Genomic DNA, 18,776 nt, shown 5'->3' with positions numbered 1-18,776 from the left:
TCATAATAGATGCATTTGAATTTCTTGGAGCCACTCTTGAGCGTCATACGCCCCACTCTTAGCGAGTCTACACTGAACAATTTAAAGGCTGTTGAGTACCAATGGGTTAGAACTTTGTACGTCGAAGGCTACGACAGCAATGAAATCAACCACTATATCCAAACGTGTTTCGGTGGAGATCCGACATTTGCCGATCTATTTCGTCGCGTGGCACTCGATCAAGAAAGCATCTATGTGCTATTGCAACACTTAGGTTGTGCTCCTTCTAGTAAAGAGTTCTAACTTCTAAGTCCCACCAAAAACCAGAAGCATAAATAAACCCACCTCCATAACCCTCATGAATGTCACTTGAATATTCTGTAACTACCTCTCGCTTACCCATACATTTTCAGTGCAATTTCAGGTTTTGTTGCATACAAATCATTGAAGTATCACGCATTGGAATATTCACAACATATCAATAGTACAACAGCCACTTATACTGAGTGTCTGATTTGTGAGACTAGTTCATTTCTACAAGTAACCAAAATGAAGTGGTCGGTATTTAGGAGAGAAGTAACTCGAAACTTTGGGTTTTAAAGTAGATATGAGCGCGATAGTTAACGAGTAACGCTGACACAAAAAACAAAAAGTAGCAGGCATAAAAAAACCCAAGTAAATACCTGGGTTAGAGTTACAAAAACCACTAATCATTAATAGCGTAAGGAACCTGATTAGTAGCCAGCTATGCGTAACCTGAGGGTTATTTTTATTACTGATCGGCGGCCAAACCAAATGATGTAATAAAAATGCCAATATAGAGCGACCTAACGGTCGCTCTTTTTCTTTCTTATAGAGTACAGCTTATCCTTTTACACCACCTGCCGTCAAACCACCAACTAACCAACGTTGAGCAAGTAAGAACACGATAGTAATCGGAAGTGCTGATAGTACAGCCGCTGCCGCAAAGTCACCCCATAGGTAGTTCTGAGGGTATAGGTACTGCTGCATACCTACTGCTAGCGTGTAAGAGTTCACATCTGTAAGTAGGATAGACGCTACTGGCACCTCACCCACTGTCGCGATGAAAGATAGGATAAACACAACCGCTAGGATTGGCACAGACAGCGGTAGTAGAACCAGTCTGAATGCTTGCCAAGGCGTTGCACCATCAAGGGCTGCTGCCTCTTCCAGAGAGTTATCAATCGTCTCAAAGTAACCCTTAATCGTCCATACGTGCAGTGCAATACCACCTAGGTAAGAGAAGATTAGACCACCGTGTGTGTTCAAGCCTAAGAACGGAATGTATTGACCAAGTTTGTCAAACAGCGCGTAGATTGCTACTAGAGCCAATACTGCTGGGAACATTTGGAAAATCATCATCGCTTTCAGGATTGTGTTCTTACCTTTAAAGCGCATACGAGCAAACGCGTAAGCCGATGTCGTAGACAGTGTCACAATCAGAATCGATGTGATACCTGCAACCTTCACTGAGTTCCATAACCAAGTTAGCACAGGGAACGGAGGTGACGTTACCGAGCCATCTGCGTTCGTTACTGACATACCCAATGCTAACTTCCAGTGTTCCAATGATGGGTTATCTGGAATCAAACTACCGGTTGCGAAGTTACCTTCACGGAACGAGATCGCGATGATCATCAGTAGTGGGAAGATAATCATTGCCAAGAAGCACCACAACACTGCATGCGTTGCCCACACTCGGTATTTAAGGCCTTTACCTTGTACCATAGCCATTGTCGTGCTCCTTAATCTTGAGACAGTTTAGTGAAACGAAGGTTTAGTAACGCTAGTGCACCAACCAATAGGAAGATAAGCGTTGCGATAGCACTTGCTAGACCGAAGTCTTGACCGCCGCCGCCTTCGAATGCAATTCGGTACGTGTAGCTTACAAGCAAGTCTGTGTAACCCGCTGGCTCAGAAGTACCAATCATGTTCGGGCCACCGTTCGTCAATAGTTGAATCATTACGAAGTTGTTGAAGTTAAAGGCAAACGCTGCAATCAATAGCGGTGTAAGCGGTTTAATCATCAATGGGAACGTAATGCGCTTGAAGTTATCAAGGAAGTTCGCACCATCGATTGCTGACGCTTCGTATAAATCATCAGGAATCGCTTTAAGCAGACCCATACATAGAATCATCATGTAAGGGAAACCTAGCCATGTGTTAACCATCAACACCATGGTTTTCGCTAAGATAGGGTCTGAGAACCAGTTCGGGCTTAAGCCGAAGATATTCTCGAGCACCATGTTGATCTCACCAAAGCTTTGGTTGAATAGACCCTTAAAGATAAGAATCGAGATAAACGCGGGTACGGCGTAAGGCAGAATCAGTAGAACACGATAAATAGAACGACCTTTCAACTCTTCCCATTGCACGATGTTAGCCAATACAAGGCCGATAACTAGCGTGAACGCTACGGTACATACCGAGAAGATAACCGTCCAAATAAAGATGCTGATAAACGGTTCTTTAATGCCGTCATCTTTCCATACACGCTCAAAGTTATGCGTACCAATGCTAACCACGAAACCTGGAGAGATGGTATTACCCGTAAACTCACCATTTGCATCAACAGGCTGGTAGAAACCCACATCCATATTTGGCTTGAGAACTTCACCCGTTTCATTGTTGATTAACGTTTCTTCATCGTCTTGTAGCGTGTAAAGCGGAGCAACAGAAGCAAACTTACGTAAGCCACTCATGCGGATGTCACCACCGTCAGGTAGATTGAAATCAACACCACTGATTGCTGCTCGGTTTTGGATGATCGCTTTGATCTTCTCTTTTTCACCTTGCGCAGACTCGATTACAGATAGGTCCATCTCTGTTTCTGTCATATTGTCTAGAGAAAATACGTCAGTCGCTAACAGTTGATCGCCATCTTTTACAACGATCTGGTGACCGTCATCTGTCTTGTACAAAGTAAATGGGTAGCTCTCACCGCTTTGGAAAGAACGGTCTAAAAGAACGGTTTGAGTACGCTCTAGAGAAAGCTGGTTTTTCGCGCTGTAGTTAGTAAACGCAAGCCCTACGGTGTATGCCAATGGGAAAAGAATGAACAAGATCATTCCGGCAATACCTGGGTAAATATAACGGTGGGCGTAAGTTTTTTTACTACCAAAAATGTAAAGTGCCAAAGCCGTTAAGATCACTGTAAGCAGCGCAAAAGCGAGCTCACCGCGAGAATACATTAGAATTGTAGCGTAGCCGTTTATTAAGCCAACGCTACCAAGCAACCCCCATTTGATGAAGACGCTTTTACTGCCTGGAAGGCTTGATGGTGCTGGGATAGCATCTGTACCTTGAACTGACTGCATAGAGGAACCTGCTAGCGATATAGATAAAAAATAGAAAAGTAAGGAGAGGTTACCCCCTCCTTAAAAGGTAGTGCTTGGGTGTTACTTAACCATACGACCTTCAGCAGCTTTTAGTGCTTGGTCTACTGATTGACGGCCGTCAACTACGTTGCCGATCGCTTCTTCCATGCTGTACCAGAATGTTGTGAACTGAGGGATGTTAGGCATGATTTCACCGTTCATCGCGTTGTCCATTGTTGCTGCAATACGAGTATCGCTGTCTAGTTGACGTTGGAAAGAGTTAAGAGCAACAGCGCCTAGTGGCTTGTCGTCGTTCAGGCTCTTCATACCTTCATCTGTTAGTAGGTAATTTTCCATGAACTCAACAGCTAGGTCGCGGTTTGGAGACGCAGTGCTGATACCACCTGCCCATACACCAACGAAAGGTTTAGACGCTTTACCGTTGAACTTAGGTAGTGTTGTTACGCCATAGTCTACGCCAGCTTTCTTGATGTTTTCCCAACCCCAAGGGCCGTTGATTGTCATTGCAACGTTACCTGCAACGAATTCAGACTCAGCTACTGAGTAATCCATGTCTGCAGAGATAACTTTGTCTTGTACCATCTTCTCGATGAAACCTAGAGACTTCTGAACACCTTCAGTCGCTACGCCCGCATCTTTAATGTCGTAACCTTCTGCAGTCTGTTTGAATGCGTAGCCGCCGTCAGCTGCAAGTAGAGGCCATGTGAAGTAAGCGCCGCCACGTAAAGGCCACATGATCGCTTTCTTGCCGTCTTTCTGAAGTTCAGCGTTAAGTGCTGGGATTTCTTCCCAAGACTTAGGTGGGTTAGGAACAAGTGCTTTGTTGTAAATTAGGGAAACTGACTCAACAGCAACAGGGTATGCGATTGTTTTACCCTCGTATGAAACAGCGTCCCATGCGAAGTCTACGATACCTTCTTTAGTCTCTTTAGAAGGTTTGATATCAACAAGAAGTCCCGCTTCTGCATAGCCGCCAAAACGGTCATGTGCGTAGAAGATCATGTCTGGGCCATCGCCAGCTGCTGCTACTTGAGGGAATTTTTCTTCTAGCTTGTCAGGGAAAGCGACGGTTACTTTAACACCAGTATCTTCTTCGAAGCGTTTACCTACTTCAGCCATGCCTTCATAAGCTTTGTCACCACCTACCCAGATTGTTAGTTGTCCTTCTTCGATAGCAGCATTTGCACCAAAAGAACCCAGAGCAACTATTGTACCTAGAGCTACAGCGCTTAGAGCGTTTTTCATGTGAATATCCTTTTTATATTTATACGTAGGGCACATCTACCAAGATGAGCCAGTTTTCGGAGGTTATGATCTGAGAAAACAGACCCTAGCTCATCATCCTAGCCACTACGCCCTAGCTATTATGGCTTAAATTCGTGATCGCCATCCGGTCAGATTAGAGACTGCAATCACAAAACGTATACTCATCGTGATCAACATCACCGTTACGTGGTGGATTTATTTGAACTGGATCGCCAATTATTAATAACCCCGTATATCTACTCCTCCCCTCCTACTCCCCCTAGTTAATTTCCCATTGGGAGGATGTACCCTTACGCCATTTCACCGAAACTGCATTCATCCAAGAGTGGATAGTAAGAACCCTTTACCGGCAAGTGTTATGCGTTGACGCATTATTCATTTAGTTGGCTTCACTGCCCGCTGGTGTCTTATATTAGCATCGAGCTAAATCTGTGATTGAATCACGGGGGAGGTTTAGCTGAATGTGGGGGAAATGGGCATCAGTTTGGCTATGACGGGTGGGCTTGGTTAAAGAAGCCAAGTCTCACCCACTTTTTTCTTACTCACTCAATACTTACCAATTCCTACAGTTACTGCTGACCCAAAAATTTCTTATAATGATAAGCAGTAAAACTTAAAATTTGATCGATCGAGGACAAGCTAGATGGCGAGTGTCACGTTAAAAAACGTTTATAAATCATATGGTGATGTACAGATTTCTAAGGACGTAACCTTAGACATCAACGAAGGTGAATTCGTAGTATTCGTTGGACCATCAGGTTGTGGTAAATCGACGCTATTACGTTGTATCGCAGGTCTAGAAGACATTACGTCTGGTGATTTGTACATTGGCGACAAACGCATGAATGACGTTGAACCGTCAAAGCGTGGCGTAGGTATGGTATTCCAATCGTACGCGCTTTACCCTCACCTTAACCTATACGACAACATGTCTTTCGGTCTTAAGCTAGCAAACGCAAATAAAGCTGAAATCGACAAGCGTGTTGAACATGCGGCAGAAATTCTTCAGCTTGGTCACCTTCTTGAGCGTCAACCTAAAGCATTGTCTGGTGGTCAACGTCAACGTGTTGCGATTGGTCGTACTCTGGTTTCTCAACCAAACGTATTCCTACTTGATGAGCCTTTATCAAACCTAGATGCCGCGCTACGTGTTCAAATGCGTTCGCAAATCACCAAGCTACAGCGTCAACTGGGTTGTACCATGATCTACGTTACCCACGACCAAGTGGAAGCGATGACAATGGCGGATAAGATCGTTGTTCTTGATGGTGGTTATGTATCTCAAGTCGGTAAGCCGCTTGACCTTTACCACTACCCTCAAAACCGTTTCGTTGCTGGCTTTATTGGTTCACCGAAGATGAACTTCATGTCGGTACACATTGAACAAGCTGAAGCAGAACGCGTACAAGTTCAACTTTCTAACGGTATGACTTTCTGGATCCCTGTTGATGGTACGACTGTCAATGCTGGCGATCGTATGTCTCTGGGTATTCGCCCTGAACACTTGATGTCTGCTGAATCAGGTGACGCGACGATTGAAGCTGACGTGATGATGGTAGAGAAGCTAGGTAACGAAACTCAGGTTTACCTAAACCTTGAAAGTGCCGATGCTGATGTTATCTATCGCCAGCCTGACACGTTGAAAATCGAATCAGGTGACAAGTTGGCGATTGGTATTCCAGCGCACCGTTGTCACCTGTTCCACAGCGATGGCCGCGCATGTCGTCGTTTGTACAAAGAATACGGCACAGACTAATCGCTTAGCCTTTTAGGATATAACTTGCCCATATCGAATCCCTCTTACTCAGTAAGGGGGATTTTTTTATGTGCTGGATATTTTTATGTGTTGGATACGAGTTTCACTTACATTGAATAGTTCATGAGTCAGCCACTCGGTCTTTCGCTAGCGGCAATAAAAAAGGTCTAGCAAGCGCTAGACCTTTATCTGTTAGTTAGGCTATGAACCCAACCGCTAATATCACTTCTTTCAGACATGAAACCTGTCTAAATCAACTTAGTGAATTGGCGTATCATTCTGTTTGTTGAACTGGCCAAAATGCTTCTCTAACACTTCAGGAGTCAGTTTGCCTTCCGCCTCTAGTCGCTTGAACTCAGCAACAATTGCTTTTTGCTCTTCAAGTGATGGCAGTTTCACCTCAGGCTCATCGCCCATCTCTTGAGTCATCTGCTCTAGTTCTTTTTCAAAATCGCTCATGATACTTACCTAAATATTAAACCTAACGAGATTTTACTCATTTACGCCCTATGATGCTAGGGCGATTGAGTGCAAAGCCCGAAACCAGATCAAGCGAACGTCAGTTAGAAGAAAACAAGCACGTAAATAAAAAGAGCTGAATTCACGATTAAATGAATCCAGCTCTTAGTTTATGTATCTTTGTAAGCCATGCTACAGCTTAAAGGGATTAAAGCTTAAATGAACCAACCATCTTATCTAGACGAGACGATAGATCACGAAGCTCTTGGCTCGCTTCAGCAAGTTGCTCAGCCGTGCCCGTTGTCACTTCGTTGATTGCGTTAATCTCTTCAATGTTCTGGTTGATGGTGTGAACTACGGTTGATTGCTCTTCCGTTGCCGTTGCCACTTGAGTGTTACGGTCTGTGATATCAACGATACGGTCTGAAATGCCACTCAGCACGTCTACCGCTTCATCCGAAGCCGATACACCTTCAAGGGTAATCACCTTACCCGCACTCATTGCCGTTACCGCATCTTTAGCATCGCTTTGCAGTTGGTTGATCATCTTTTGAATCTCTTCCGTTGAATCTGCGGTACGGCTTGCTAGGTTACGTACTTCATCCGCTACAACCGCAAAACCACGACCTTGCTCACCAGCACGGGCGGCTTCAATTGCAGCGTTTAATGCGAGTAAGTTAGTTTGCTCTGAAATATCACGAATAACACCCAGAATAGAACCGATGTCTTGAGTTGTAGAAGCCAGTTGCTCTACTACCTGACCCGTGCTTTCAATATCTTGCGCCAAACGACTGATCGCGTCTTTTGCTTTGTTCACCACAGAGCGGCCTACTTCCGTATTGCCTGAAGCTTGAGTTGCCGTTTCTGCTGCGGTTGCCGCGTTCGATGCAATCTCGCTGATGGTCATACCCATTTGGTTAATTGCAGCCACCACTTGAAGCGTTTGATCACGTTGCTCTTGGCTATTATCGTGGGTGATGTGTGCTTTGTTAGAAACACTCTCTGCCGCCACTTGAAGCGCTTGGCTTGTCGAACATACTTCTTTCATAGACTCGTGAATCTTTTCAATGAATCCATTAAAGCCCTTTGAAAGCTGGGCAATTTCATCGTTGCCTTTCACTTCGATACGTTGCGCCAGATCGCCATCACCTTCGCCAAGGTCACCGAATCGCTTAGCCAGAAGTTTAATCGGTTGAGTAATGCTGTTCGCCAGAACAACGCCCATTAGGATAAACACTAATGCCACAACCGCCGTCATGATCAGCATCTTTTGCGCTGTCGCATCTAGCTCAGCAAATACTTCGCCTGTTGGTACGACACCAATAACAAACCAGTCCATCGACGACACGTACAAGCTCGCCACAAACAGTTCTTGTCCTTGGCTTTCAGTGGTAATCAGATTGAAGCCCGACTTGTTCAATAGTTGGCTTGATTGAGAGCCGTAAAGTTGTTGAAGTGAAGAATCGCTACGAGAACGCTCACGGTGAATTTGTACATCACCTTGGCTATCGGTTAAGAATACGAAGCCTGTATTTTCAATCTTAAAGCCATTGAGTAAGTTAACCATGTCATCCATCGATTTTGATAGACCAGACATCGCCAAACCAGAAGGCTGCTGATAGTTAGCAAACATCTTCACTTCGCCATTCGCTTCTTGGAACATGCTCACCATGGTCGGCTGTCCAGATTGCGTAAAGCCAAAGAACCAACCATCTTGTTGTTGGTTTAGCTGACGTAAGAAACCATCTTGATTCCAGTAGTAAGCTGTTTGACGGTTCGCTACCGAGGCATCGTTCAACTGATATTGGTTGCGAACATTGTTCAGTTGTTTAACCAGCTTATTCTCTAGCGCGGCATCGCGCTCGGTCGATTCGATAGCATCAGAAATGAATTCATTTGAAGCAATTTGCTCCGCAGCTAACAATAACTGAGAGACTTCACGGTCAATTTCACCATTGATTCGCTCCAACATACCGGGAAGCTCAATATCAACCAAACGGTGACTCAACACATCTCTTGCTTGCTGTTGTGCCATCGCGCCGACAATCACTGTCGATGCAAGAACCGCAAAGGTAATTCCAAGTACAACTTTTTGTTTGATACTCAGAGAGTTAGTTTTAAACATATTTGGACCTTTAAAAGAATCGCTCGTTATTGGTATACCCTGAACAGGACTTTTTTAGTGCACTCCAACAAGCAATGCACAATCTGAGTGATGTATCGGCCACAACCAATAAAACTAGAGACTTTCTTCTCAAAAAACTGCAAATATGATGTAACAATTAGAAATATTCACCTTGAGCATGAATTAACTAAGCAAATACCGCATTGTCGAGAGTCAATTTTAGTTCTCACCCCCTGAGACCCAACCGAACTCAAACCACTCCCCACCGCCGAGCTTTTGTATATAAAAACCAATTGATATAGTAATAATCACAACCTAACGATGTTTTTAGCTAACCACTTGTAAATATTTCCAATTTTGAAAAAATAAATTACGCAAATGTACTGGAACTTTTTCCTCGAAATCAGTGACCAATACTCAAAATAAAAATCAAATGGATACCCAGAGAGTCCAAAATGCACAAAACAAATTTCGAAGTCCTTCAAAACTATCTAGAGTCTCAAATCATTGGTCAAAAAGAGCTCGTTAAGCAACTGATGATCGCCCTTTTAGCAGATGGTCATATCCTCGTTGAAGGACCTCCCGGCTTAGCAAAAACTCGCGCAGTAAAATCATTGGCTGACTGTGTTGAGGGTGACTTCCACCGTATTCAATTTACCCCCGATCTGTTGCCAGCTGATTTGACGGGTACCGACATTTTTCGCCCTGAAACTGGGGAGTTCACCTTCCAATCAGGCCCGATTTTCAACTCACTGATTCTAGCGGATGAGATCAACCGAGCTCCGGCGAAAGTTCAAGCGGCAATGCTGGAAGCGATGGCAGAAAAACAAGTAACTGCCGGTCGAAAAACCTATGCGCTGCCTGAGCTATTTTTGGTAATGGCAACACAGAACCCAATTGAACAAGAAGGGACTTACCCGCTACCGGAAGCTCAGTTAGACCGATTCTTGCTTCACCTAGAGGTTGAATACCCAGATATGGAAAGCGAGCTTGAGATCTTACGACTCAACCGTGGTGAGGCTCAAGGTAACGAATCAGCTCAGCCACAACAGATATCTCAGCAAACGATCTTTGAAGCGCGCCAAGAAGTGCTCAACATTCACATGGCAGACACCATTGAGCAGTACATCATCAGACTGGTTATGGCGACTCGCCAACCTAAGCAATACAGTGACCAACTTGATCAATGGTTAGACATGGGTGTCAGCCCGCGTGCAACCATTGCGTTAGACCGTTGTGCCCGCGCTCACGCTTGGCTTGCAGGACGAGATTACGTCACGCCACAAGACGTTCAAGCGATGGCATTCCCTGTGTTACGCCACCGTCTACTGCGCAGCTACCACGCACAAGCTGAAGGTGTCACCGCAAACCAAGTGATCGCACACCTTATTTCATTGGTTGGCAGCGCATAGGGATACGCGCATGAATAATCAACTACCCAACCATAGTGACGGCGTCACGTTAAATCTGGATGAGCTGCTGCAATACAAAGCGCAGTCTGTTCGCTGGTTGCCTCCCGCCAAGAGCCTTTGGTCACAGCTTAACGGCCAACACGAGAGCAACCGTAAAGGTCGCGGGATGAATTTCTCTGAAGTTCGTCAATATCAAGCGGGAGATGACATTCGCAGCATTGATTGGCGTGTAACAGCCAGAACGGGCAAAGCGCATACCAAACTTTTCTCTGAAGAACGAGAACAGCCTGTCATTTTATTCTTGGATCTATCAAGCAGTATGATTTTCGGCTCAACCTTGTTGCTGAAATCGGTTCAACTTGCACACTTTGCTAGCCAACTGTGCTGGCTTACTGTGGCTCAAAAAGATCGAATTGGCGCGGTGATCGATACTGGCAAAGAGGTCATTGAGATTAAGCCAAGTGCAAGCAACCATGCTCCACTGCGTATTTTGCAAAAAGTCATAGAAATCAATAATACGGCACTGACTAATCACGACAATCATAATGACACGACCTTAGAGCATGGACTGAAATCTCTGCACCAGCTTTGCCCTAAAGGAAGCGATATTATTATGCTCAGTGACTTTGTGCGTTACCAAGAAAGTGACTACTCACTTATCAGTCAAATTCGCCGACACAACAGAGTACGTCTTGTGCATTTCTACGACCCGCTAGAGCAAGGTGAAACCACCTATAAAGGCTCTAAACAGGTCACCGATGGCAGCAAAACTCAATGGTTTAATTTCTCTTCTAATAAAGAAAAGCAAAAGCTTAACCATGCTTTTTCGCTTAAGAAACAGCAGCTGCAACAGATGGGGTTATCTCTCGCGATACCTTATAGCTCGCTGTCGAGTGCGCAGTCACTCATGAGCCAGATATCAGGAGCTCAGTCATGAAACAGCCCTTAGATTTAAGTCCGGTGATTGCGCCAGACGCCCCGACTTGGTGGCCTTTGGCGTGGGGTTGGTGGGCAGTCATTATCACAGCCATTTTCCTGATTGCCTTGGTGTTTTTCATTCTAAAACGTAGAAAAAACAATCAACAGGCGAAACAAGAAGCGCTGTCTTACTTTAGTAATAGTCAGTCCCAAGATGGCTTGTCTCCGAGCAAAGCTCAAGACATCGTTCGTCAAGCAGCACTGAGCTATTTCCCTCGTGAAAAAATTGCAGGTTTGTCTGGTGATGATTGGTTGAAGTTCTTAGATGCGCAATTGGCGAAGCCGTTATTTGTAGCAAAACAATCCCAGTGGCAACAAGCGCTCTATCAAGATGTAGCCCTTATGAACGACGAACAGAAAAAGGCTCAACAACAATTAGTTAATGATTGCGAAACTTGGCTTCGTAAAGCCCTTCCTCCTAAGCGAGGTCTTTATGAGTGATTTTCTAAGCCCTATGTTTCTAAGCGGGGACTTGCTAAACATCGAGTTCGTTTGGTGGTGGATGTTCTTCATCGCGCCACTGCCGTTGCTCGTTTACTTGTTCTCACCAAAGTCAGAATCAAGCCATGTCCTAAGACTTCCATTTCTGCCAGAAGACAGTAATACCAAAACACCGAGCAGTCGCTTACCAAAGGCGTTGTCCGTGATTATCTGGCTTCTGCTGGTTACGGCGAGCGCGCGCCCTGTATGGTATGGCGAACCGGTAGAGTTTCAACCGAAACATCGTGATTTGATGTTGGTTGTCGACCTCTCCTACTCGATGAGCCAAGAAGACATGCAGTTCAATGGCGAATACATCGACCGCTTGTCGGCGGTGAAACGCGTATTGAGTGACTTTATTGAGCGACGAAAAGGCGACCGAGTTGGACTGGTGTTATTTGCTGATCACGCCTACTTGCAGACCCCGCTTACGCTAGATAGAGATACGCTTTCACAACAGCTCAATCAAGCGGTGTTAAAGCTGATTGGTACTCAAACAGCGATTGGTGATGGTATTGGTCTTGCCACCAAAACCTTTGTCGATAGCGATGCGCCCCAACGTGTAATGATTCTACTCAGCGACGGCAGTAATACCGCCGGGGTATTAGACCCATTAGAAGCGGCGGATATTGCAAAGAAATACGACGCAACGATTTACACCGTGGGCGTCGGTGCAGGCGAGATGATGGTCAAAGAGTTCTTCATGACGCGCAAAGTCAATACTGCTCAAGACTTGGATGAACGTACACTAATAGAAATTGCCAAACGCACCGGCGGTCAGTACTTCCGAGCGCGTGACAGCAAAGAGTTAGCGACGATTTACGACACCATTAACCAGTTAGAGCCCGTGACGAACGCCACTAAGATCTGGCGACCGCAACAAGAGTGGTTTGTATGGCCACTGTCGGCGGCAATGTTCTTCGCATTTATGCTGTTAGCCATTAGGAGAAACAATGTCTAACTTTACTTTTATCTACCCATATTGGTTCTTGGCGCTTGCCGTGCTGCCCGCTATTTGGTGGCTGAGCAAGACACAGTCCAAACAAGGATTACTCGCGTCACACATCGCCCGTTACTTGGCGCCAGAATCAAGCAAGCCATCGAAAAATCGCAGTACTTACTTCGGTATTTGGTGGCTGGTCGGCGTTATTGCGTTAGCTGGGCCAAGCTTCGAGAAAAACGAACAACCAAGCTTTGAAAAAACGCAGGCACGAGTTGTGATCATGGACATGTCGATGTCAATGTATGCCACAGATATTAAGCCGAATCGCTTAACTCAAGCGCGATACAAGGCTCTTGATCTGCTTTCATTATGGAAGGAAGGGCTAACAGGCATGGTGGCGTATGCTGGGGATGCTTACACCATTAGCCCGCTAACGTCAGACATCAACACCATCAAAAACCTAGTGCCTAACCTATCGCCAGATATCATGCCTTATCAAGGTGGTGATGCCGCATCAGCCGTTAAGCTTGCGATTGATATGATGACTCGCGCGAAGATCTACCAAGGTGATTTGGTATTGATTGCTGATGACATCGATGACCAAGAGAAGAAGCAGATCGACTCCCTACTCTATGGCAACGATTGGACATTGTCGATTCTAGCTGTAGGGAGTGAAAACGGTGCGCCAATCTCGTTACCTACGGGGTCGATGCTGCAAAGCGACTCAGGACAAACCGTGGTGGCAAGAACCAACTTGAAGAACATGCGCGAGCTTACACGCAGCTATGGTGGCACGTTCACTGAAGTTCAATTTGATAACTCAGATGTTGAACACATCGCGAGCTACCTCGACCGCGTTGCAACAACATCGGAAGTAACCAAGACCAAGAACTCACTCAACACCAGAGTAAACAACGGTTTCTGGTTACTGCCTTTGCTATTACTTCCGGCACTTGGATTATTCAGGAAAGGGGTTATTTGGTGTGCCTTAGCTGGAGTTATCTCTTTTAGCCAACCAAATACTGCGTTTGCGAACCCGTGGAAAACCGATGATCAAGTAGGCTATCAGCTGTATCAGGACGAGGACTTCCAACAAGCTGCTGAACAGTTCACCCAACAAGAGTGGAAAGGCATTGCTCAATACAAAGCCGGTGATTTCAAAGCCGCAGAGCAGACGCTGCAAGACCTTTCTGGTGAAGATGCTCGCTACAACCTTGCTAACGCCCAAGCCCAACAAGGTAAGTACGATCAAGCAATAGAAGAGTATCAACGTATTCTCGAAATCAACCCTGAGCATGCTTATGCGAAGAAGAACTTAGAGGTCGTCGAACAAGCCCAGAAGCAACAGCAACAGCAACAGCAACAGCAACAGCAACAGCAAGGCGATTCTGACTCCAAAGACCAGAATGACCAGAATGACCAAAATCAGCAAGGTCAGCAAGGTCAGCAAGGTCAGCAAGGTCAGCAAGGTCAGCAAGGTCAGCAAAATGATTCTTCGCAAGGCTCACAGGATCAACAACAAAACTCTGCAGACGCTGAAAATTCGCAGAGCAAAGCTGATAGCCAATCTCAAAACACAAACCAAGATCAAGCCGAAGACCAATCGAGTGCAAACGCAGGCGAACAAGAGGGCGAGCAATCTAAGCAGCCAAGTACAGCAAACCAGTCTGAGGAAAAAGAGCAGGATAAGTCGCAGCCTCAAAGTGCAAGTGCACAGCAAGCTTCAAACGAGAAAGGTGCTAAAGATGCTCAACAAGCTGTAGCACAAGCCTCAGAGAAGCCGCTATCAAATGACCCGGATATGCGAAAGCTTGAGCAGGTAGAGAGTGCGCGTGACCCAAGCCAACTGCTTAAAGCGCAAATGATTTTACAAGCACAACAAAAAAGTGCTCCTAACAACCAGAACAAAAAGTGGTAACCATGCGATTTTTAAACAAGCCATTTTTATCCGTACTCCTAACATTGTTGTTGGGAGCTTTCTCGTCCTTCTCAGTATTGGCTGCAAACGCCGTGGCGAGCGTTTCACATAACAGTGTCACCAAAGATGAAGTGTTCCTTCTTAGAGTTGCAACCGATGAAAAGGTCTCCTCTGATGCTCTAGATCTAACAGCGCTCCAGCAGGATTTCTATGTTGGCACACCAAACTTTGGGTCGTCGATGCGAATCGTCAATGGCAGCCGTTCGGTATCAAGTGAATGGAACATTAGCCTTGCTCCACTGCGTTTGGGTAAGTTGCAAATCCCGAGTTTTGATATTGAAGGGGCAAAAACCAAGCCTATCACCATCAATGTTGCAATTAACAAAGCCGCTCCAACTCAACATGATATGGCAGAGTTCCAGCTTAATCTCAGCAAGAACTCGCTGTACCCAGAAGAAGTGGCTGAGCTTGATGTAAAACTCATCATCAAAGCTGACCCAAGAAGGCTGCAAGATCCTAAAATAGCGCCACCGAGCTCGCCGGGCTTAGATGTGGAACCTATTGGTGAATCGAAGCAATTTCAAGACGTTCTCAATGGAAAGGAGGTGACGGTAGTTCAACAGTCATTCCGTATCTCTTCACAAAAAGCAGGTCAATTTAAGCTGAACGGGCCGAAGCTAACAGGAGCTGTTGTCTACTCAACCAATAACTCTAGTACAACACGTTTGTTCCAACTCGACACACCCGTTGAAACCTTAGATGTAACTGTGAAGGACGTACCAAAAGGCTACCAAGGTGAGTGGTTACCAACATCAAACTTCAAACTGATTCAACAATGGTCAGATAGCCAAGGCAATCAACTGGGAAATAGTAATGGTTTAGAAGGCGACAACCAAACCATTGAAATGGAAGCGGGGGATTCGTTAACTCGTACCATCACGATGACGGCTAGCAACTTAACGCAACACCAGCTGCCAAAACTGAATATCACCTACCCTAATTCGGTACGTGTTTATGAAGAGAAGCCGCAATTTGGCACAACTCAGTCAGGTGATTCTGTCGTTGTTTACAAGCAAGTCTTGATTCCGAAAGAGGCAGGAAACATCTCGCTTCCTGATGTGTCTCAAGCTTGGTTTAACACCGATTTGCAATCAGAACAAACCAGCAAAGCGCAGGGGCTAGAGTTAGCGGTAAAAGCAAGTGATCGCGCAGCGTCAAGCACTCCACCAGTTACTGCTACGCCCGCCCAACAAGTAAGCCCGACGGTTGTTACTGTGGATAGCCCAGGGATCTGGCCTTATCTCACCGCCCTATTTGCAGCTTTGTGGCTAATCAGCTCAGCATTGGCATTCTACTTCTGGCCACGCCGCGGTGTAACGACAAAACCAACACACACTGTTGAACGTCAATCAGATACCGCAGAAGCGCTTATTGAAGCTCTAAGAACGAAAGATGGCGTGATGACCAGAACCTTATTTGAGCAATGGAAATCTGAAAATACAGATCTAAGTGATGAGACGTTACAAACCGTTGAAGCCGAACTCACCAAGCTAAACCAAAGCCTTTATGGTGAAGCCGGTTCACCAGCCCAAACATGGAGCCCTGAGCTGGCAATCAAAACGGTGAAGAAGCCCAAGAGAGTTGCGAGTAAAAAGCATAATAGTTCGCTAGAAAATCTTTAGTCGACGCTGTTCATCAACAACAGTAAAACACAAAGGCCGTTGATCATCTTGAGATCAACGGCCTTTATTTTAAGAAAGAGAGGCTGTGACTTTTTTACGTTTTAAGGCAGAAACAATTCGATTTCTCCCAGAGTCTTTGGCTTGATACAAGGCTTTGTCGGCCTTGCCATACAGTAGGTCGAAGTCAAACTGGTGCTGATCAGAAGTTATCGATGCATACCCGACAGACGCAGTTAAATACTGACTAGTACTGCTTTCACAATGGAGGATCTTCGCCTCTTCAATGCATTTTCTGATCGACTCTGCTCGCCGCTTGGTCTCAGAGTGATGGGTGCCGATCATCAACAACATAAACTCCTCTCCGCCAATCCGGCAGAAGGTTTCTTTATCATTGTGAACATGGGCATTCAGTATCTCACCTACCGTCCTCAGAGCCGCATCCCCTTCAGTATGACCATAGACACTGTTGTACAAACCAAAGTGGTCGAGGTCGACAAGAATCAAGCCAAATGTAATTTCGTTCTGTAAGGCAAAGGCACCTTGATCGTCACCGTTCAAGTCTTCTAGAACCTGCGACAACATACGGCGGTTTCCAAGGCGCGTCAGTGGGTCTAGCTTAGAAATGATATCCAATTGCTCATTCGCCAACTCTAGCTCTTGGGTACGCTTACTGACTTCTTGCTCCAATGTTTCATTGAGCTTTTTCAGTTCTTCTTGAGCCATGGTTCTTTGCAGCACCTCAGCAAGGCTCGAAGCAAAGATACGTATTACCTCACGAAGCTGTGAGGTTAAAGGACTGCGAGTTAATAGGTTATCAGCAGCGATAAACGCAATCGGCTCACCCGTATTGGTGGTGAGCATGGTCATTGCCGTCCAACCGACTCCCACAATATTGAAATCGTGATAGATAGGAACTGATTCTTCAAAGGCAACTTGATTAGGGCAAGCACGAGCTGCGGCTACAATGTCACGTTCCACCAGCTCAGAGCGATAATAGGACTCATCGACAATATCGCCTTTGATGTCAGTGCCCCAAGTACCTTGCATGTAACTGCACTTTTTGTCTGTTAGGAAAACAGCCAGTCGATCGATACCTAGATGTTGAATCGCAAAACTAACCGCGGACTTACAGACTTCACTGACGCTATCGCATCGAGACAGCTCAACCATACTCGAGTGCAACATACGTATGTTCTGCTCTTGGCGCTTGCGAATATAGATTTGAGAAAGCAAAGAGCCAAAAGACTCAAGCATCTGCTTTTGATAGTTAGTAATCGGTGAGCGATGAATGTAGTTATCCATGGCGATCCAGCCGACAGGTTTGTCGCCTTCACGCAAGATAAGCATGCCATTCCACCCCTGCCCGACCACCTTACCTTCTGTATACAGGGGCGCATTATCGATGATGACTAGATTAGTATGGTTATCAGACAGCGCTTCAATGTATTCCGCTTCAAGTTGGTGCAAATCGTATTGAGTGTGGTGTTCACTGTTGGTTTTACCCGCTCATCGGTGCCGTAAGTGCCACTAAAGCAGCGCTTTTTCATATCGAGTAACATGAAGATCGCACGGTCAAAGCCTAGACGGTCGCGCACTGCCTCAACAGAAGCCTTATACAAAGCATCCAAAGAGTCAGGATTAGAAAGCTCTAACGCGACCTGATGGACTAGTTTCATGTTCTCAACAAATAGCTCTCGCAGCTTAATTTCATCCAGGTACTGCGCTTCACGTGTGTCTCTGTATTTTATCTCCAGCGCAGCGTTCTTTTCAGCACGAATACACTGCCAGCGAGCTGCGGCTAGTTGAAGGACATCAAGATCTTGGTCGAACGTTTGGTTGATCTGCTGAGCATTGCAATTTTGAACAATTAAATAAGTTCTGGAGGCAGGTGCGTTGTCGAGCATCATGATAAACGACTCCCCACCAAGCACTTTCATGTGTTCCCACTTGCAGGTGTTGATAGCCATTGGCAAAACCCCGTCTGCGGTATCAAACTGTGAGACCCACGGCCAAAATGTAGAGGGGTAGCTCGCCAATGAGGTTAGGTCGCCATAAGAAAAAAGCGGTAATGCGTCGCTCTCCGGCGTCGGTTCAGCAAATATTCCTATCCCTTTTGGAGTAAGTACCTTAACCAGATAGTCAAAAAGAGACTCAGCCAACAGACGATGGTCGCGTGTCGCAGATATTTGTTTTGCAAAGGCTTTAACAGGCACAGCTTCCTTCCATTGGCAATTAAGAATAAAGCAAAAATACAGAAGGCTTGATATGCAATCAATGTAAGTAAAAATGAGATGTTAAGCGGGTCGCAGTTTCACCTTTAACATTATCACAAGCATGAGAAGGACGACAAAAATGGGATTCTCTGCCCAAAATCACATCGACATTGGGGATTTTTTAGACAATCGAGTAGGAGGAGGCC

General features: G+C 45.6%; 13 protein-coding genes and 1 pseudogene. 8 read left to right on the top strand and 6 right to left on the bottom strand.

The window, feature by feature from the left end; genetic code table 11:
• Positions 1 to 9: 9 nt before the first annotated feature.
• Complete coding sequence (locus tag AB4209_RS20875; protein ID WP_019822928.1) at positions 10 to 282, top strand: hypothetical protein; 273 nt, start codon at positions 10 to 12, stop codon at positions 280 to 282.
• Between the two features lie 561 nt (positions 283 to 843).
• Here the strand turns inward: AB4209_RS20875 and malG are convergent.
• The 3 genes from malG to malE form a co-directional block, all read right to left on the bottom strand.
• Positions 844 to 1,734, bottom strand: a complete 891-nt coding sequence (gene malG, locus AB4209_RS20870; protein ID WP_017060050.1) for a maltose ABC transporter permease MalG — start codon at positions 1,732 to 1,734, stop codon at positions 844 to 846.
• Between the two features lie 11 nt (positions 1,735 to 1,745).
• Complete coding sequence (malF, locus tag AB4209_RS20865; RefSeq protein WP_017060049.1) at positions 1,746 to 3,317, bottom strand: maltose ABC transporter permease MalF; 1,572 nt, start codon at positions 3,315 to 3,317, stop codon at positions 1,746 to 1,748.
• A gap of 81 nt (positions 3,318 to 3,398) precedes the next feature.
• The gene (gene malE, locus AB4209_RS20860; RefSeq protein WP_017067915.1) at positions 3,399 to 4,583 is read right to left on the bottom strand and encodes a maltose/maltodextrin ABC transporter substrate-binding protein MalE; all 1,185 of its coding nucleotides are present in this window, start codon (positions 4,581 to 4,583) and stop codon (positions 3,399 to 3,401) included.
• A gap of 664 nt (positions 4,584 to 5,247) precedes the next feature.
• On the opposite strand from malE, the gene malK reads away from it, so the two are divergent.
• Entirely contained in the window at positions 5,248 to 6,360 is a 1,113-nt protein-coding gene (gene malK, locus AB4209_RS20855) for a maltose/maltodextrin ABC transporter ATP-binding protein MalK (RefSeq protein WP_019822935.1), read from the top strand.
• Between the two features lie 258 nt (positions 6,361 to 6,618).
• On the opposite strand, the gene AB4209_RS20850 is transcribed toward malK, so the two are convergent.
• Together AB4209_RS20850 and AB4209_RS20845 are read right to left on the bottom strand one after the other, a co-directional pair.
• Positions 6,619 to 6,819, bottom strand: a complete 201-nt coding sequence (locus AB4209_RS20850) for a hypothetical protein (RefSeq protein WP_010431457.1) — start codon at positions 6,817 to 6,819, stop codon at positions 6,619 to 6,621.
• A gap of 208 nt (positions 6,820 to 7,027) precedes the next feature.
• The gene (locus AB4209_RS20845) at positions 7,028 to 8,944 is read right to left on the bottom strand and encodes a methyl-accepting chemotaxis protein (protein ID WP_372057204.1); all 1,917 of its coding nucleotides are present in this window, start codon (positions 8,942 to 8,944) and stop codon (positions 7,028 to 7,030) included.
• A gap of 455 nt (positions 8,945 to 9,399) precedes the next feature.
• Between AB4209_RS20845 and AB4209_RS20840 the strand changes: the two genes are divergently transcribed.
• The 6 genes from AB4209_RS20840 to AB4209_RS20815 are packed head-to-tail and all read left to right on the top strand — an operon-like array spanning position 9,400 to position 16,357.
• Positions 9,400 to 10,356, top strand: a complete 957-nt coding sequence (locus AB4209_RS20840) for a MoxR family ATPase (RefSeq protein ID WP_017072421.1) — start codon at positions 9,400 to 9,402, stop codon at positions 10,354 to 10,356.
• 10 nt (positions 10,357 to 10,366) lie between these two features.
• A complete protein-coding gene (locus AB4209_RS20835; protein ID WP_017060044.1) occupies positions 10,367 to 11,293 on the top strand; it encodes a DUF58 domain-containing protein in 927 nt (308 codons plus the stop codon).
• Positions 11,290 to 11,775: a DUF4381 domain-containing protein gene (locus tag AB4209_RS20830; protein WP_065583800.1), complete on the top strand. Its 486-nt coding sequence runs from the start codon at positions 11,290 to 11,292 to the stop codon at positions 11,773 to 11,775. The genes AB4209_RS20835 and AB4209_RS20830 overlap by 4 nt, the downstream gene beginning before the upstream one ends.
• Positions 11,768 to 12,775, top strand: a complete 1,008-nt coding sequence (locus tag AB4209_RS20825; protein WP_017060042.1) for a VWA domain-containing protein — start codon at positions 11,768 to 11,770, stop codon at positions 12,773 to 12,775. Before AB4209_RS20830 ends, AB4209_RS20825 begins: the two co-directional genes overlap by 8 nt.
• Positions 12,768 to 14,675 carry a VWA domain-containing protein gene (locus AB4209_RS20820; protein ID WP_372057202.1) on the top strand — a complete coding sequence of 636 codons (1,908 nt, stop codon included), beginning with the start codon at positions 12,768 to 12,770 and terminating at the stop codon, positions 14,673 to 14,675. Before AB4209_RS20825 ends, AB4209_RS20820 begins: the two co-directional genes overlap by 8 nt.
• A 2-nt stretch (positions 14,676 to 14,677) precedes the next feature.
• The gene (locus tag AB4209_RS20815; protein WP_372057200.1) at positions 14,678 to 16,357 is read left to right on the top strand and encodes a BatD family protein; all 1,680 of its coding nucleotides are present in this window, start codon (positions 14,678 to 14,680) and stop codon (positions 16,355 to 16,357) included.
• A gap of 69 nt (positions 16,358 to 16,426) precedes the next feature.
• Here AB4209_RS20815 and AB4209_RS20810 read toward each other — a convergent pair.
• Positions 16,427 to 18,570 (bottom strand): annotated as a pseudogene (locus AB4209_RS20810) (GGDEF domain-containing protein).
• Positions 18,571 to 18,776 lie beyond the last annotated feature (206 nt).

The sequence above is a fragment of the Vibrio sp. 10N.286.48.C11 genome, from assembly GCF_041469805.1.
In the GTDB taxonomy this organism is placed as follows: Bacteria; Pseudomonadota; Gammaproteobacteria; order Enterobacterales; family Vibrionaceae; genus Vibrio; species Vibrio crassostreae_C.
This window is presented reverse-complemented; position numbering and strand designations above follow the sequence as displayed.

What these genes read in the sequence shown, in the direction of transcription:
- AB4209_RS20845 (WP_372057204.1), bottom strand. Translation starts at nt 8,944, where the DNA reads ATGTTTAAAACTAACTCTCTGAGTATCAAACAAAAAGTTGTACTTGGA.
- AB4209_RS20830 (WP_065583800.1), top strand. Translation starts at nt 11,290, where the DNA reads ATGAAACAGCCCTTAGATTTAAGTCCGGTGATTGCGCCAGACGCCCCG.
- AB4209_RS20850 (WP_010431457.1), bottom strand. Translation starts at nt 6,819, where the DNA reads ATGAGCGATTTTGAAAAAGAACTAGAGCAGATGACTCAAGAGATGGGC.
- AB4209_RS20875 (WP_019822928.1), top strand. Translation starts at nt 10, where the DNA reads ATGCATTTGAATTTCTTGGAGCCACTCTTGAGCGTCATACGCCCCACT.
- AB4209_RS20835 (WP_017060044.1), top strand. Translation starts at nt 10,367, where the DNA reads ATGAATAATCAACTACCCAACCATAGTGACGGCGTCACGTTAAATCTG.
- malG (WP_017060050.1), bottom strand. Translation starts at nt 1,734, where the DNA reads ATGGCTATGGTACAAGGTAAAGGCCTTAAATACCGAGTGTGGGCAACG.
- malK (WP_019822935.1), top strand. Translation starts at nt 5,248, where the DNA reads ATGGCGAGTGTCACGTTAAAAAACGTTTATAAATCATATGGTGATGTA.
- AB4209_RS20815 (WP_372057200.1), top strand. Translation starts at nt 14,678, where the DNA reads ATGCGATTTTTAAACAAGCCATTTTTATCCGTACTCCTAACATTGTTG.
- AB4209_RS20820 (WP_372057202.1), top strand. Translation starts at nt 12,768, where the DNA reads ATGTCTAACTTTACTTTTATCTACCCATATTGGTTCTTGGCGCTTGCC.
- malF (WP_017060049.1), bottom strand. Translation starts at nt 3,317, where the DNA reads ATGCAGTCAGTTCAAGGTACAGATGCTATCCCAGCACCATCAAGCCTT.
- malE (WP_017067915.1), bottom strand. Translation starts at nt 4,583, where the DNA reads ATGAAAAACGCTCTAAGCGCTGTAGCTCTAGGTACAATAGTTGCTCTG.
- AB4209_RS20825 (WP_017060042.1), top strand. Translation starts at nt 11,768, where the DNA reads ATGAGTGATTTTCTAAGCCCTATGTTTCTAAGCGGGGACTTGCTAAAC.
- AB4209_RS20840 (WP_017072421.1), top strand. Translation starts at nt 9,400, where the DNA reads ATGCACAAAACAAATTTCGAAGTCCTTCAAAACTATCTAGAGTCTCAA.